Source organism: Flavitalea flava, assembly GCF_054461575.1.
Map to the genome: position 1 here is coordinate 27,556 of NZ_JBTLQH010000033.1, position 15,482 is coordinate 43,037.

The 15,482-nt window shown below is 46.7% G+C and carries 9 protein-coding genes; 4 read left to right on the top strand and 5 right to left on the bottom strand.

Translation table 11 applies throughout. From position 1 onward, the window contains the following. The first annotated feature begins 113 nt into the window (after positions 1–113). Positions 114–4,181: a discoidin domain-containing protein gene (locus ACX0G9_RS23190; protein WP_459067350.1), complete on the top strand. Its 4,068-nt coding sequence runs from the start codon at positions 114–116 to the stop codon at positions 4,179–4,181. A gap of 464 nt (positions 4,182–4,645) precedes the next feature. Next, complete coding sequence (locus tag ACX0G9_RS23195) at positions 4,646–5,896, top strand: hypothetical protein (protein ID WP_459067351.1); 1,251 nt, start codon at positions 4,646–4,648, stop codon at positions 5,894–5,896. Between the two features lie 991 nt (positions 5,897–6,887). On the opposite strand, the gene ACX0G9_RS23200 is transcribed toward ACX0G9_RS23195, so the two are convergent. Together ACX0G9_RS23200 and ACX0G9_RS23205 are read right to left on the bottom strand one after the other, a co-directional pair. Further along, positions 6,888–9,866, bottom strand: a complete 2,979-nt coding sequence (locus ACX0G9_RS23200; RefSeq protein ID WP_459067352.1) for a T9SS type A sorting domain-containing protein — start codon at positions 9,864–9,866, stop codon at positions 6,888–6,890. A 105-nt stretch (positions 9,867–9,971) separates the two neighbouring features. Beyond that, entirely contained in the window at positions 9,972–10,115 is a 144-nt protein-coding gene (locus ACX0G9_RS23205) for a hypothetical protein (protein WP_459067353.1), read from the bottom strand. A 142-nt stretch (positions 10,116–10,257) separates the two neighbouring features. Between ACX0G9_RS23205 and ACX0G9_RS23210 the strand changes: the two genes are divergently transcribed. Continuing rightward, positions 10,258–10,719 (top strand): hypothetical protein, encoded by a 462-nt coding sequence (locus ACX0G9_RS23210; RefSeq protein ID WP_459067354.1) that lies wholly within the window; start codon positions 10,258–10,260, stop codon positions 10,717–10,719. A gap of 88 nt (positions 10,720–10,807) precedes the next feature. Beyond that, the gene (locus ACX0G9_RS23215; protein WP_459067355.1) at positions 10,808–12,997 is read left to right on the top strand and encodes a TonB-dependent receptor; all 2,190 of its coding nucleotides are present in this window, start codon (positions 10,808–10,810) and stop codon (positions 12,995–12,997) included. A gap of 11 nt (positions 12,998–13,008) precedes the next feature. Here the strand turns inward: ACX0G9_RS23215 and ACX0G9_RS23220 are convergent, their stop codons facing one another. The 3 genes from ACX0G9_RS23220 to ACX0G9_RS23230 all read right to left on the bottom strand — a co-directional run bounded on the left by ACX0G9_RS23220 (position 13,009) and on the right by ACX0G9_RS23230 (position 15,458). Next, on the bottom strand, positions 13,009–13,833 hold the full coding sequence (locus tag ACX0G9_RS23220; RefSeq protein WP_459067356.1) for a zinc-binding dehydrogenase: 825 nt from the start codon (positions 13,831–13,833) through the stop codon (positions 13,009–13,011). A 137-nt stretch (positions 13,834–13,970) separates the two neighbouring features. Then, on the bottom strand, positions 13,971–14,828 hold the full coding sequence (locus ACX0G9_RS23225; protein WP_459067357.1) for a hypothetical protein: 858 nt from the start codon (positions 14,826–14,828) through the stop codon (positions 13,971–13,973). Between the two features lie 102 nt (positions 14,829–14,930). After that, on the bottom strand, positions 14,931–15,458 hold the full coding sequence (locus tag ACX0G9_RS23230; RefSeq protein ID WP_459067358.1) for a DUF3237 domain-containing protein: 528 nt from the start codon (positions 15,456–15,458) through the stop codon (positions 14,931–14,933). Positions 15,459–15,482: the final 24 nt, after the last annotated feature.

The following is a 15,482-nucleotide window of genomic DNA, read 5'->3' on the forward strand; positions in this document are numbered from 1 at the left end:
TATCCATATCATATTATAAACCTAATAGAATCCCTTATCCCAGGTAAACTGTTTACGTTTTTGCATTAGCAATAATCCCATTACAGGTGCATTCATTCCTTTAATTAGCATTTATGAAGCCATTTTTTACCATTTTCATTTTTGTTATAGTTATAGCATTCTTCTCCCATGCGGGGCATGCCCAAAATGTTTCCGTAGTGATGCAGCACGGAGACCAGCGCGGGACGGGTTGGAACAATCGGGAAACCTTGCTTAATAAGACCAATGTCAATGCGGCTTCCTTTGGCAAGCTGTTTACGCAGGCAGTCGATGACCAGTTATATGCCCAGCCACTGGTCGTATCTGGTCTGAGCATCGGGGGCAAGAAAAGAAATGTTGTTTTCGCCGCCACCACCAATAATACGGTATATGCTTTCGATGCCGATTCGTCAAATGGCGGCAATTTTCTATGGAAAAAAAACTATACTCCTGCCGGTCAAAGACCTCCTACCAATTTTGATATGCGGAACCTTGGCGCCTGCGGGGGTGGATACAATGATTTCTCCCACACTGACGGGTCAGCGGCCAATATCGGCATCGTGGGCTCCCCGGTCATCGACACCCTTAGCCAAACCATGTATTTCGTAACCAGGAATACCAATGGCTCCGTTTACCAGCAGTTCCTGCATGGAATCGATATTACCACTGGGGCGGAAAGATCCGGAAGCCCTATCCAGATCACCGCTACCATTCCCGGAAATGGATCAGGTTCCAGCAATGGATCCCTGCCTTTCGACCCTGCCCGGCATAATCAACGAACCGGTTTGGTGCTTTCCCAGGGAATTGTGTATATCGCCTATGCTTCTCATTGCGATAATGGTCCCTATCATGGTTGGATTTTCGGTTATGATGCGGCAACCCTGGCGCAGAAAATCGTATATAATGATACCCCCGATGGATATAATGGCGGTATTTGGATGAGCGCCGCTGCTCCTGCTGTGGACGAGAACGGCAATCTATATCTAGGTTCAGGAAATGGCTCAGTAGCTACGAACGGGAATAGCCGCCAGCGATCTGAAAGCATGCTTAAACTATCGCCTAACCTGGCTACCGGCACCCTGGATCTTAAAAGTTTTTTCACACCCTCCAATTTCCAGGAACTGGAAAATTCCGATCTTGATTTCGGCGTAACCGAAATGCTGCTGATCCCCAATACAACCCAGGTTTTTACCGGTTGTAAGGATGGCACCCTATATCTGGCCAACCGTGATAATATGGGCGGCTTTAACGCCGGTTCGAACAACGTATTGCAAACGATAACGCTGGGAAGAGGAAGGACCCTGCGTTCCTCGCTGGCCTATTTTCAGAATTCCTCCAAAGAATTTATTTATACCTGGTCCGAAAATGCAGCGCTAAAGGCATTCCCTTATAGCCGGACCACGAACAAGCTGGATTCGCCGAATGTAATTACCAGCGGGATTCAGGGTCCCAATTCCGCCAATAACGGCGTGTTCATGTCCGTGTCCTCGAATGGCACAAAAGATAGCACAGGCATTCTATGGGCCTCCCATGCGGCCAACGGCGACGCGAATCAAAGCGTACGGCCGGGCATCCTCCGCGCCATCGATGCGAGTAATGTTACGAAGGAGTTATGGAATTCCAATCAAAATGCAAAAGACAATTTACCGACCTATGCCAAATTCGTCTGCCCGGTGATCGCTAACGGTAAAGTATATGCGGCTACCTTTTCCAACCAATTGATCGTTTACGGGATTACGGACACCACTACACACGGCGGTAGCTGTTCGGGAAACACCGATCTGGCGTTGAACAAACCTGCCGTATCCTCTTCGGTGGAAAGCGGGACCTATCCCCCATCGAATGCCTTCGACGGCAATGCCGGAACGCGCTGGGCCAGTTTACAAGGCAAAGATCCCCAATGGATCTACGTCGATCTCGGTACCCGATACAATATCTGTCGGGTCAATCTAACCTGGGAAGCGGCGCTGGCCAGCAATTATCAGATACAGATCGCCGACGATACCGCTCATTGGAATTCAGTCACGACCATTACCGGGAATACTGCTTTTGTTAACTCTATTTTCCTGACCGGCACAGGCCGGTATGTGCGCATGCTGGGCACGGCAAGGGGCACTAATTGGGGATATTCCCTGTATAGTTTTGAGGTGTATGGAACGCCGGCCAATACCTGTACCACCCCTTCCGGTCTCGCAACATCGAATATAACACCTAATAGCGCTACCCTTTCCTGGAATGCCATACCTGGCGTGTCTTCCTATACTATTCAATATAAAACGGTAAATGCAGCAGGATTCACTTCTGCCACTTCTGCCGGTAATAGCCTGTCCTTAGCCACCCTTGCTTGCAGTACCGATTATTTATTCAAGGTGCAGGCCGTCTGCAGCAGCATATCCCAAAGCGATTTTTCACAGACAGTGGCTTTTAGCACCGGTGCCTGTGATAATAGCTGCGGTATACTGCCTACCCGCTGGTCCCAACTGGATATCGGGGCGGTGGGACTCGCCGGTCAGGCCTGTTATAATAATAATACTTGGAAGATCCAGGCTTCGGGATCCGATATCTGGAATAATAGGGATCAGTTCCATTTTGCGTATAAGACCTTTAGTAACGACGGACAGGTGACTGCCAGAGTGGATAGCCTGGACAAGGTGAATGTTTTTAACAAGGCAGGCGTGATGTTCCGGGAATCCACAGACTCCGGGGCGAGAAATGCCTTTATCGCCTATACCAGCGGCAACGGGATAACCTTCCAGTACCGGAGTACGAGCGCCGGGCCCAGCAACAATATCAATATTACCGGGTATGCATTGCCGTATTATGTCAAGCTGATAAAAGCCGGTACGCGGTATTCCGGGTATATCTCCCCGGACAGCGTTACCTGGAAACAGATAGGTGCGACGGTCGATCTGGGCTTCGGGGCAGGCGTCTCCTGCTACGCAGGATTGGCAGCGACTTCACATGATAACACCAGGCTGTCGACTTCGCGTTTCAGCCAGGTGCCTATTATTTTCAGTGCCGATACGACTGTAAATACCGGTTTACCGGGAAATTGCCCGGTTACCAACATTGCCCTAAACCGGCCGGCGGCCAGTTCAGGAAATCTCAGTACGAATAAATCGATTTATGAGTTCCAGGCCTTCGATGGAAAATTAACAACCCGCTGGGCCAGCCGTCAGGGTTCGGACAATGCCTGGATCTATGTTGATCTTGGTAAACAATACACGATTTGCCAGGTGAGCATCAACTGGGCCAGCGAATATGGTAAGAATTACCAGATCCAGGTATCGAACGATGCCGTGAACTGGAATACCATCTATACGATGACCGGTAATACCGCTCTGATAAATACCTTACCGGTAAATGGTACCGGCCGTTTCGTACGTATGCTAGGTCTCCTGCGGGGAACCAGTCTAGGGTATTCCATTTACGAAATGACGATCAATGGAACGGTCGTTCCAGGCCAGCCGGTCAATCTGGCTCTTAACCGCCCCGGTTTCTCCTCCGGCAATGAGGATAATATCCTGGTCCCTGCGGCCGCCCTGGATGGCTTAGGCAATACCCGTTGGGCAAGTACCTCGAGGGATCCTTCCTGGATCTATGTCGATCTCGGCAATGCCTATGCTATTTCCAGTGTCGTGCTGGATTGGGAAGCTTCCCTGGGGGCCGACTTCCAGATACAGGTATCCAATGACGCCCTGACCTGGAGGACTATCAGAACGGTAACCGGAAATACGTTCTATTCCAATGTGCTTGCCGTTAGCGGAACAGGTCGTTATGTGCGGATGTACGGAACGCGGAGAGGAACATTTGCCGGATATTCCATTTATGAGATGGAGGTATATGGTGCTGCGGGAGCAGTAGCTGCAGCCGCGTCGATGGTGAAATCAGCAGTCGGCATGAAGGAAATGACGAACATGACGAACATCACTGTCTATCCAAATCCATCAGCCAATACGATAAACGTAACATCCGCGGATGCATCGATTACTTCAATGGAGATCATGAGCCTGAACGGACAGACAATCCGCTCTCTGCACATGAATGCACAAAGAGCGGTGACAGTGGACATCTCCTTCCTGCATGATGGAGTATATGTGCTGGTGATACATACGTCTACAGGATTCTTTACGCAGAAAATAATAAAGGTGTCCGGAAAATGATGGCAATGGGCTACCAAATATTTTCTGAAAGATCAATTTTCAATTCCTGGAAATGGCGATGCTACCCTTCGCCAGGTTGTTTTCCTGCAACGTATTAAACAGGCTATCTAATTTAAGGCGGTCAAGGGTCTGGCCATATGATGCCGGTACAAAACCCGAAGACCGCCTTATAAAACAGTTTTGTATCCCGCCAGGGAATAGCAACAATTGAAATTTCTTCACTATCGGCTGAGGTCGGTACCAGCCGTCAATTTCTATCGGTAAATTAATGTTGATATACAAAAAATACATTATCTTTAGTTAATCACACCTTAAATACTTCTCTGTCGGATGAGTTTAACCGAAGATTTTTCTGCTCTGATTGTAGCTTTACGACCTTTCTTAATATCCAACCTGCCATTTTTTTGATCCTTTGACTGTTTAAATAACAGGATATAGTAAGTTTCTATAAATATCCACAAAACTTGATTATGAAAAAGGTGCTTAGACAGCTTGGATGCGTTATTCTTTTTCTCTTTACCCGCCTTAACCTATCTGCTCAGTTTATTTATTTTTTTGACAATGGCAGCAATACACTACACTGGAAGAAAATTGATGACAACACAGGGACAGGCAATGTATCCTCAAATGGAACCGCTATAACAATATTGGGGCAGAACGATCCCGTCCACGGGAATTTCGAAACAGGCATGATGTTCCAGGCAGATACTTCCATAACCTTCGTAACAGTTCATGACTTGTTGCCGTTGAATATCAGTCAGGGAGGAAAGATCTCTCTTCATATAGTCAATCAGCCCGCCTTCGGGCAGCTATCCATTCGCCTGGGGCTATACAGGGTCATTGATGCAGCCTGTGATATCTCTACAATGCCAGTATCGGCCTCTCAGGCAGATGTGCTCTATGACTCCACGCTTGTTGCAGGAGCAGGGAATAATATAACCTTTACACTTGATCTCAGCAATCCCACCATGGCCAACCAGGTGATAGCCGCGCATGACTATGCAGTTATACAAAATGGAGGAAACCCTGTCCCCTTTCCTGACGCTTTCCAGATCCGGGTAGCTTGGGCAAGCTTTACAGGAGGGCCTTCCGCCATTTCTATCAACAACATTGAATACAACGCCCCCCCGGGAACGGTTACAAATCCCTCAACTTGTTTTACTTTTAATGTGCTGCCGATTACATTATCAAGTTTTACTGCAATGGAGAAGGGTGAAAAAGTCCAATTGAACTGGACCACAGCGTCAGAGCAGAACAATGATTTTTTTGAAATTCAGCGATCCTTAACAGGAATAGATTTTAGCAAGATTGGAAAAGTCAAAGGCTCCGGCACATCCAATACAACACAAAATTACACCTTCATAGACCTATCCCCAGCTACAGGTACTAATTTATACCGGCTTCGCCAGCTCGACCTTGATGGAAAATCCAGCTACTCCGGTATCCGGACTGTCAAGTTCGATAATACCCAGAAAACAATCTTTTTACATTTTCCTACAGAAAACGGGATGCAGTCAGCCCTCCTTTCTATAAATGATTTTTCCGCACACATACCAATAAGCGCTCGGCTAATTGCCTTGACGGGGCAGGTAGTTTGGAAAGGCGAGTTTACAATAAGGTCATCAATAACTATTCCTGGAAATTTTGCCCACGGCGTTTATGCAATTATCCTTTCTCAGCCGGGCATTACTGTATCGAAAAAGCTAGCCTTATAAAAATCCGGCAATACATGTCCATAAAGCCCCACCCTTGCACAAATCAGATCCGAAAAGACCTGAAAGTAATCCCTCTCTCTACACAGGCCAATTATCCGCCACATAATTAACATTTCTCGTTTTAGATACAAAATCCCGCAATTAGCATACAAGCCTGTTATTGCAACTGTTTATAAAATTTCACTGTTAGCCCGGATTACTGGATGAACGTAGATCTTGAGTAAAGCCCTGCTTCTTCCGATAGGATAATTCATTTCATGACTAATTTTAACACCATTTTGAGTGTTCCTTATAGCAAACCGCTGCGTTTTTAAGTACATTTATGACATTAATGAAAATTATTGCGTCTATATTATTGACATTTTTTGTCTTTCTGACTGTACGACCCGTATTTGCCAATAAGGCAGGACAGTGCTGCGCAAATGAAAAATGTGATAAGGAAACTAAACAAAAGCAGAAAGACAATTCAAATACATGCAACCCTTTTGTTTATTGTTCCTGTTGTTATTATATTTCTTTTCCCATTGAACATTATAAAACTTATTGAATTAAGAAAGAATAATTACCCCAATCAACTAATTCAATCATTTATTAAAGGATATAATTCCCCTTGCTGGCACCCTCCGAAATTATAGGATTTAATTAGATCATTACGTAACAGATTTCAAAAATTCAAACTTAAAAAAAATGAAAAATATATTTTTAGGCTTATTCGCCACGTTTATTATGTCAAATGTTTCTGTGTTTGCTAATGATAACAAGCCCGCACCAAAAAGGGTTACTAAGGTATCCGCATTCTGTGTAAAAGCAGACTGTTACAGCACAAAAGAGTGCCATAAAAATGCAAAGTGTCCAAAAATTCCCGGATGCGTTTGTAATTAAAATAATACAGCGGGCGGAGGTAATCCTTCTCTCTACGCTGACATTAGTCAAGTCAGACAATTAAAAATAAGAAAGCCAGCAAACGCTCGTCGTTGCTGGCTTTCTTATTTTATTTTTTAATGATCTTCAGTACGCGTACATTGTTGTTCCCCATCACCTGCAGATGATAAACTCCCGCAGGCAGCTGCTCCATCGGTATCGTCACCGCCCCGCTGAACACGCCTGTAGCTTGCCAAACGGCTTTTCCGTCGATGCTCACCAGCACCAGCTTCTTTACCGCTGCTCCACCGGATATTCTTAATACCGCTGCCGAACTGGTCGGGTTCGGGCTCACGGAGAAGACAGCCGGTGCAGTCGACGTCAGCACGACGATCTTGCTAAAGCTGAATTTCCCATCGATATCCTCCTGTTTGACACGGAAAGAATAAGTACCGGCGGCAGGCAGAGGCACAGTACAGCTATAAGAGGTCGTTACTCCGCTATTGGTAGACCCCATCGTACATCCATCGTCAAAACTTACCCCATTCGAACTGTATTGGACGGTATACCCTTTTACATCCTTTTCTTCCGTCACCGTCCAGGCGATCGCCGCCGTAGTGGGCGCAGTAAGTTTCCCCTGTACATCCAGCCATTTCAGCGGCAGCGGCACCACCCCCTTGGTGATAAAGAAATTGCTGAAGCCTTTGGCAATAAACTCGATATAATATCCCCCGTCGATGGCGCCCCATCCGGTGATCGAAAGCGGTTGTTCCCCTGCCGCCGGGGCATAAGCAAATGGAAGATTGCCGGTAGCATTCGGCTGTTCGATCAGGCCAAGGTCACCGGGACCGGAGATGCCCGGATCAGCCGCCTTCAGAGCATCGAACTGCGCCTGCGGGATATAAAAGCGCATGGGGATATTACCGCTTCCATTGGGATTATTATCCACCGTGATCGTAAAGTTGCGGTTGAGATAGGGTATGCCATTGGTGAATCGCACCGCCAGGTTGTTATCGTATGTTTTTACATGCACGAAACCCAGCGGATAGTTGTCTTTGATCGACACCAGCGGTGTGGCAGTGTTGAAACCCGCGCTTTTAAAGACGAGTCCGTCTATAGTAGTCCAGACATTCGTGTTGCCCGTAAGATAGGTGGCTGCGCTTTCATAGCCGGTGGTGGTGAGTAGCTCGAGCGTTTTCAGCGGCGGCTGGTAGGCCGGCGTAAAGACATCCGATATACGTTCCATCCAGATATTCTCCGACGAAGCAGCAGCTACCTGGCGGTTGTTGTCCCAGGCCACCAGTCCTTTTCCGTCATAGCTGAGCACGGCCATGGGATTGTTGCAACTAAGCTCACCGGCCCAATAGCCGTTGCTGATAGGTTTACCCATCGCACCCCAGCTGAGAATGCCCCCGTCCCCGATCGGGCTCACCCGGGCAAAACGATTCGTCTCCATTACATAGAATAGCGCATGCCCGTTGCTGTCGGTAGCGATGGCAGGGGTATTATAAACTACATTTGTTGGGGTACTTCCGGTGTAAATCTGCTGTCCGATCTTTAGCCCCATCTTGTCGGTTGTATTGATGGCGAACGTATATTTCTTCGTGCCGGCGGGGATAAGCTTCAACTCCTGCAGATACACGCTTTCAGTACCCGCATCTGCTCCCCGGGTAGTTACCCATACTTTATTGCCCGATCCCACCATCGTATAATTCTCGGGGCCCATGTCGATGGTATGGGAGATCAGGCTGTCAGGCCCGGCGATCAGGGTATCGGCTGGAATAGCATTATCCGGCAGAATAGGCCGGTAAGCCTGGTAAGGATGATCCAGGTCACTGCACAACTCATATGGAATGCTGTCGTAAATTTCATTGAGACGGTAATAGCCATGCAGGTGATAGTTGGTACGTGCACCTTTACTGTCCAGCCCTTGTTCCAAAGAGGACAGCAGTTCCGCATTGATGTTCCCGCCCGTTTGCAGGATCACCCCCTGCGGCAGGCCGACATAATATTTCGGGTTATCGATGTTGTAGGCTATAAAACCGTTTCCATCGTTCTCGACCTTTGTGATGGTGACGACGTCCGTAACATTCGGATTATTAGCAGGATGACAGGATATGGAATAGGAGTAGGTCGTGAAATTATAGATTCGGACGACACTGTCTTTTTTATAATCCTTTTCCATGATTGTCGTCGTCGCTGGGTCCGCACCACCCGCTCTTTTCAGCACCGTCGTATGACAGTCCTTTTTCACACGGGCAAGCCGGTTATAACCCATACTCATCTGGTTGGGGCCGATACCTAGGGCCATCACGACGTTACAGCCGCCCTGCTGATCGGGATACAACATGAATGACTGCACGCTGGCATTATAATCGTAACTCACCGAATATTGGGGACCGCAGGGGCCGTTCGACTCCACCTCCTTGCCGTATTGGTTCATCTGACCGCCGCCATACGACTTCAGCGTGCCGCCTTCGTCCTTATAACAGTAGACAAACAGATCGACACCGTTGCCGCTAGTACTACTACCGAAACCCATGTAGGCGATAAAAAAGCCATTCCTGCTATCGGGCACCATTTGAGGATTGGCATACTGTGCACCGTGGCTGGGTGCGGCCAGGATCGTTCCTGCATCGCCGAATACCCTTGATCCGTCGGCATGCAGGTGCTGGGCCGCCACGCCAAAAGCATTGGATGAACCCGTCTGCAGAAGATAGTTCCAACAAACATAGAGCCCTCCCGATCCGTCCGGCGCGGCAAGGCTAAATCTGCGGTAATTACCAAACGACTCGGTCTGCCAGAATTCGTCATTCGCACTGGAGGCTACCGGCACACCGTCGACAGCCCAGAGCCGGTGGCCATCCTTGTCGTATTTCTGGGCATAGATATCCCGCTTGGTGGGAGTCTGATCACGCTCATCCTCCCAGACCAGGAAATACCCACCGTCTTCGCCTTTGACGATGATCGGACGTGCCTGATTACCTGGTGCTACACTCACCGGCATATGCAGGCTGTCATTGAATTTGTTGGAAGTGTCCAGCCACTGGGCGAAGGATGAAGTGCTCGCAAACACGGCCAGCGATAGGACGAAGGTAAAAAATTTCATAAAAGGTTACATTGTTGTTTCTGGAAAAAACCGCCGGGTATCTTTTATCGCGCGGGAACGCAAAATTGCGCTTTTCCGTACAGCCGGGTTAGTGGATTGAGCAATTCACATGATCCGGTGAGCGGATGCCAATATTCCAGCACCCTTTCCCATAATGGGAGGTCTTTTCAGAGATGGCCAATGATGTTCACATACCATATTGGAAAGTTCGACGATAAATAATGGTATATTTGTGTCTGTATAATCCATGCGTCTAATTATTTTATACTTTCAAATCATTTACAGCTTGTTCGTGGACACCGGAATAATGGTATTTCGATTTCTGCGAAAGATCATCTTTCCCAACAAGCATCGCAAGGGAAATATTCTATTCAGCCTATTTCAGTTTTTTGTGGCATTTACTGATCGGGGAATCACCTTTGCGGGACATCTTGACGAAGCATCCCGGCTAAGGAAAATTAATTATCAGATAATTGGCCCAAAATATCAGGCGCTCTTTAAAAAGTACTGGGTTTTTGGCCAGCCTTACTTAAAATGGGGGGTGCTGACAATAGCATGGGGGCTTTTTATCCTGTCCACTTTTGAATGGTCAGGCACTGGTTACGAGGCGATTGGTTCCAGCAGCACATCAGCCACTATTGCAGGTAATACTCCTCCACAGGAAGAGCTGGAAACACATACTGCCCGGCCCGAAGAATATTCCTGTACAAAGCTGTACTGCTCGTCCCTCTATTTTTCAAATCTTGCCACTAATACTGAGGCTTCAACCTTCAAACCTGTCCTTCGGCCCCTGTTCTCTTTATCAGGTTTACATGCAAAAAGGTATCTTCTCCTTCGAAAATTGCGCATATAATAGCTGATCCTCCGCAAAGTATCTTACCCAGCCTCTTATTGCAACAACATATAAGTTCCTTAATCAACCGATAAAATCAGCCAGAAAAATGAAAGGTATCATTGGATTATTACTTCTATTCTGCAAAATGGCGGTAGCTCAATACCATTTTACTATATATATAAAGGATGAATCAACACACTTACCCATTTCGGGAGCCTCAGCCATTATTAAAGGGCCGGATAAAGGATTGACCAAAGGGGTATTGAGCGATAGTGCTGGTGCTGTCATTGTACCGATCCTGTTGAAAGGAAAGTATAATTTCATCATCTCCTGTTCCGGATATGAGCAAAAAGTAGTGCAGCTCGATTGGCCAATCGAAGGCAGGGAAACCCTCGAAATCACTCTGGAACCTGCCCCTGCCTTACTTCAGGACGTTATCGTTAGCTCGACCCGTACCAATAGCCGAATCAAAGATTTACCGGTAAGGGTGGAAGTATTGGGTACGGAAGACATGGAAGAAGAGACTTCTATGCACCCATCCAACGTAGCCATGCTGCTAAGTGAGGCATCCGGCATACAAACGCAACAAACATCTGCTTCTTCCGGTAATGTCCAGATCCGTATCCTGGGATTGGATGGAAAATACACGCAATTGCTGAAAGACGGCTTCCCTATGTACAGCGGTTTTAGCAATGGCCTGAGCATTATGCAAATTCCACCCCTCGACCTTCGGCAGGTAGAGCTGATCAAAGGCAGCTCATCTACTCTGTATGGCGGGGATGCGATTGCAGGCATCATCAATTTCATTTCTAAAAAGCCAGGGTTCAAGCCTGAATGGAATTTCCTGGCGAACCAAACCAACAGGGGCGGAACAGATATGGGTAGTTTCTATGCCTCCAGGAACAAGCGCTGGGGAGCGACACTCCTTAACTCCTTCACCCACCAGGTCCCGGTTGATATTCATAATAACGGTTTTACAGTGCTCCCGCGACTGACAGCTTTTACGGTCAATCCGAAGCTATTCTGGTACCCATCCGATAGCGTTTCAGTCAGTCTGGCCCTCAATTCCACCTATGATGACAGAACCGGGGGAGACCTGCAGGCAGTAGAACACGGGCCGACTGCAGTTCATCCTTATATGGAGAAAAATAAAAGCAACCGATATTACTACCAGTTGGAATACGAACAAAAACTAGCCGGCGGAAGCGTATTGACCGCACGAAACAGCACCTCCTTATTTAACCGGGATATTGGGATCATGGACTATACATTTTCGGGAAAACAAACGACCACCTTCAGTGAAATCAGCTACCTGCACAAATGGGATCAGCATACAACCGTGGCGGGGATCAATTTTACGAGCGACAGGTTCATAGAAAACAAACAGACCGATAGCCTGATTCGGGATTACAATTTTATAACAAGCGGTATTTTTATTCAGGATGACTGGAAACTAAACAAACATTTCACCCTGGAAATGGGCATAAGGAATGATTACCAGAACCGGTTCGGCAACTTTCTGCTTCCCAGGCTGTCCCTGTTATACAAGGCCAATGACCATTGGAGCTTTCGGACAGGGGGAGGGATGGGTTATAAATCCGCCACCATTTTTGACGCCCAAACGGAGGAAACTGCCTACAGGAATATATTGCCCATCTCAAATACCGTCAAAGCTGAACGCTCAGCAGGCGTAAATCTCAACCTTAACTACACCGGAATACTCGAAGAGGATACCAGGCTGGTGTTTGATCATTCTTTTTTCTATACCCGGATTAACAATCCCCTGGTGCTTGATTCCTTGGCCGCAACAACCGGAGGCCCCTTCTATTTTTATTTCATCAATGCACAAAAACCATATACTACCAAGGGGTTTGAAACCAGCATCAGGCTAAGACAAGACGATTGGTCCTTGTTTGCAGGCTTTACTTATATAGACGCCCGTACAAGCGATCCGGCCCTTCCTCATATTGCCCTGGCTCCCCGCGAAAAGGTCGTCTTTGACCTCAGTAAGGAAAAGGAAAATGATTACCGGATAGCACTCGAAGCATTTTATACAGGAACACAATACCTGTACGATGGTACCAAAACCAGGGATTACTGGGTAACGGGCCTATTAATTGAGAAAAGCTTTAAATGGATCACTCTGGTATTAAATTTTGAAGACCTGACGGATACCCGGCAGACGAGATTCGGCCCGGTTGTCATTCCCCCGGTCTCCAATCCTGACTTCCGGGAAATATTTGCGCCACTCGAAGGTTTTATGGCAAATTTGGCTATCAAAATAAAAATCATATGAATTAGTAGATTTTACTCCATCACCTTCAGTATGATTTTACCATTTACACGCTGTTCTATAAGCCGTTCGGCCGCTTCTACAATGCTGGTCCAAGGTAATTCAGTGTCGATAGGTACATGAAGATGCCCCTGCTTTACCAGATCCGCAAGGTGGTTCAGTAAAGGAGTACAATTAGAAGTAAGAGTCCCGCGCCCCATCCAGATACATTTGATGCTGTGGTAGGGCCAGGTTCCGGCCCGGACATCGAAAGTCGTCGGTTGACGGGAAGAGTTGCCAAAGTTGATACAGATACCGTCGCGGGCGAGTGCGGCAAGAGCCATGGCCAATGTTTCGCCGCCTATAGAATCCAGAATTACGTCATATTCTCCTAACGCTTTGGCTTCATTTATGGTTGTAAATACACCGGCTGGTTCGACACGATCATCTTGTAATTGCCGGAGCAATTCCGGCCGCAGGCTTATCGCAAATACCCTGGCATCGCCCAAAGCAGCAAGCTGACAGGCAAAACGACCTACTCCTCCGGCCGCTCCCGTTACCAGTACACGACGACCGGATAGAGGACCGGCCATCTCCAGGGCGGTTAAAGCGGTGGCTCCGGCGATCGGTAGGGCGGCAGCTTGTACACTACTAATTTCCTTCGGAATTTCTGCCATCAGCCAGCCTGGGGCTACAAGATACTCAGCCCACGAGCCCCGGGACACGAAGCCAAAAACCCGGGTGCCTTCTTTTGGCGTACTGCCATCCACAGCCGCTTTCGTCACTATGCCTGCGAAGTCCCAGCCGGGGATGTAACTGTCAGCCGAGGCTAGGGCCGTGCGCGTCTCTCCTTGATTCAAGGAAATGGCCCGCATGGTCAGTTCTTGCATTCTTGTTGATCCTTCCATAAATTCAAATTTTCAGCAAAGCTATCCCCAGCCTTGCCGAAAACCGATGATTTCAATCAACAAAACCTATCTGACAAAATCTCTCCATTTCAGGCTGTTTTATTCCCTACCCGCCGCAATAAATTAATACCTATAAAGTAAAGCATAAGAAATGCTATAGCAGGAATCATGAACGGATAATACGGAAAACCGGCAGAAGTAACCGATGCAGGATAAATGGGATATAATACGATACATAGAATTGACAATACACTTAGTATAATATAAATACCGGAAGGGGTTTTATTAAGCCAGCCGAGAGATCTCAGTGAAGCTGCAAAAGCAGCCGTTGCCAAATAAGTAAGCATAACTTCAACCATGGTTAATACCCAAATTTGCCTTAGAACCGGCTTGAACCATTCAGGCATCTTGTCTGAAGGTGATGCCACCTGGGCTCTGAATGCTTCCAGCGCAAAGCTGTGCCAGAAAGCCATAGCAAGAAGGAAAATAGGAATGGCGATCAGGATGGAAGCAATACCAAGTTGTGAATAAAAATTTTCACCAGCTGTTTTTAATTTGTCTCTTAATATGGCGAGCCCAAGAGCTATTAATATTCCGCTAAAAATCAGTATCGAAAATCTTGCTTGTTGTTCAGTAGCAGTTGCTACCCATTCTTTGGCTGTCTCGGGTGGTGGTCCCATGCCAAAAAAAATGGACATAAACATCCAGGGAATAATCAGAAATAAGGCAATAATGGCAATATGTTTCTTTTCTACATCCGGCTTTCTGACAACGTGGGCACCGAGAACCCATGCAGCAATTATCATTAACAACACATTGATGATCCAGATCGGTAAATATATTTTATAACTGATGTGTCCTGTTACAAAAGCTAAAATGATGGTTAAAAAAGGAACGAGTATAAGATATAGCTGTCCTGCCTTCCGCTTAAACGGTGTTAGTTTCATATATAATAAATTTTAAACACAATCCATCTAAGATACAAAAGCCGGGAAATATTCTATACATTTAATTCATAACCGTTAGCTACAATTTCGGTCCTGAGGAATTTACTTAATTGCATAAATCCGGTAAGCGACTTTGCCAGGAGCTGGGAAACGACCTACACCTATAGCAACTGTTTGATTAAGCCAGGCATACTTGGAAGAGCTAGTTTCAAATGATACACTTGTCCTGAAATAATAGTCAGAAGGGGAAAGCTCACCACCTTTACCAGCACTTATCATAGCAAAGTTTTTTGCATTCGCGTGGTTATATCCGGAATAGGTCATATATATTAGAGCGCCGTCATCTGTTTCAATAGTGGCACGAACGTCTACTCTAAAAGTTGTGGAATCAACAACAAGCCCCCAGTCTCCGCCACCTGCTAATGTTTTACCGTTAATTTTATCACTTTTTACAAAGCCAGCCTTGAATGGGAAAATTAGTCGGGTTCCCTTCAATACAGGTCCAACTACCTGTGGTAGATTGACATCGATCTCCAAATCAAATAAAAATTCAGATTTTAATTCCTGTGCAAAAATCCGTTGGTGAAAAAAAAGGGAACAAATAAATACGGAGAAGATAATCTTTTTCATACTGTATTTTTTTAATTGAGTAAA

What these genes read in the sequence shown, in the direction of transcription:
- ACX0G9_RS23215 (WP_459067355.1), top strand. Translation starts at nt 10,808, where the DNA reads ATGAAAGGTATCATTGGATTATTACTTCTATTCTGCAAAATGGCGGTA.
- ACX0G9_RS23205 (WP_459067353.1), bottom strand. Translation starts at nt 10,115, where the DNA reads ATGGATTATACAGACACAAATATACCATTATTTATCGTCGAACTTTCC.
- ACX0G9_RS23225 (WP_459067357.1), bottom strand. Translation starts at nt 14,828, where the DNA reads ATGAAACTAACACCGTTTAAGCGGAAGGCAGGACAGCTATATCTTATA.
- ACX0G9_RS23230 (WP_459067358.1), bottom strand. Translation starts at nt 15,458, where the DNA reads ATGAAAAAGATTATCTTCTCCGTATTTATTTGTTCCCTTTTTTTTCAC.
- ACX0G9_RS23200 (WP_459067352.1), bottom strand. Translation starts at nt 9,866, where the DNA reads ATGAAATTTTTTACCTTCGTCCTATCGCTGGCCGTGTTTGCGAGCACT.
- ACX0G9_RS23190 (WP_459067350.1), top strand. Translation starts at nt 114, where the DNA reads ATGAAGCCATTTTTTACCATTTTCATTTTTGTTATAGTTATAGCATTC.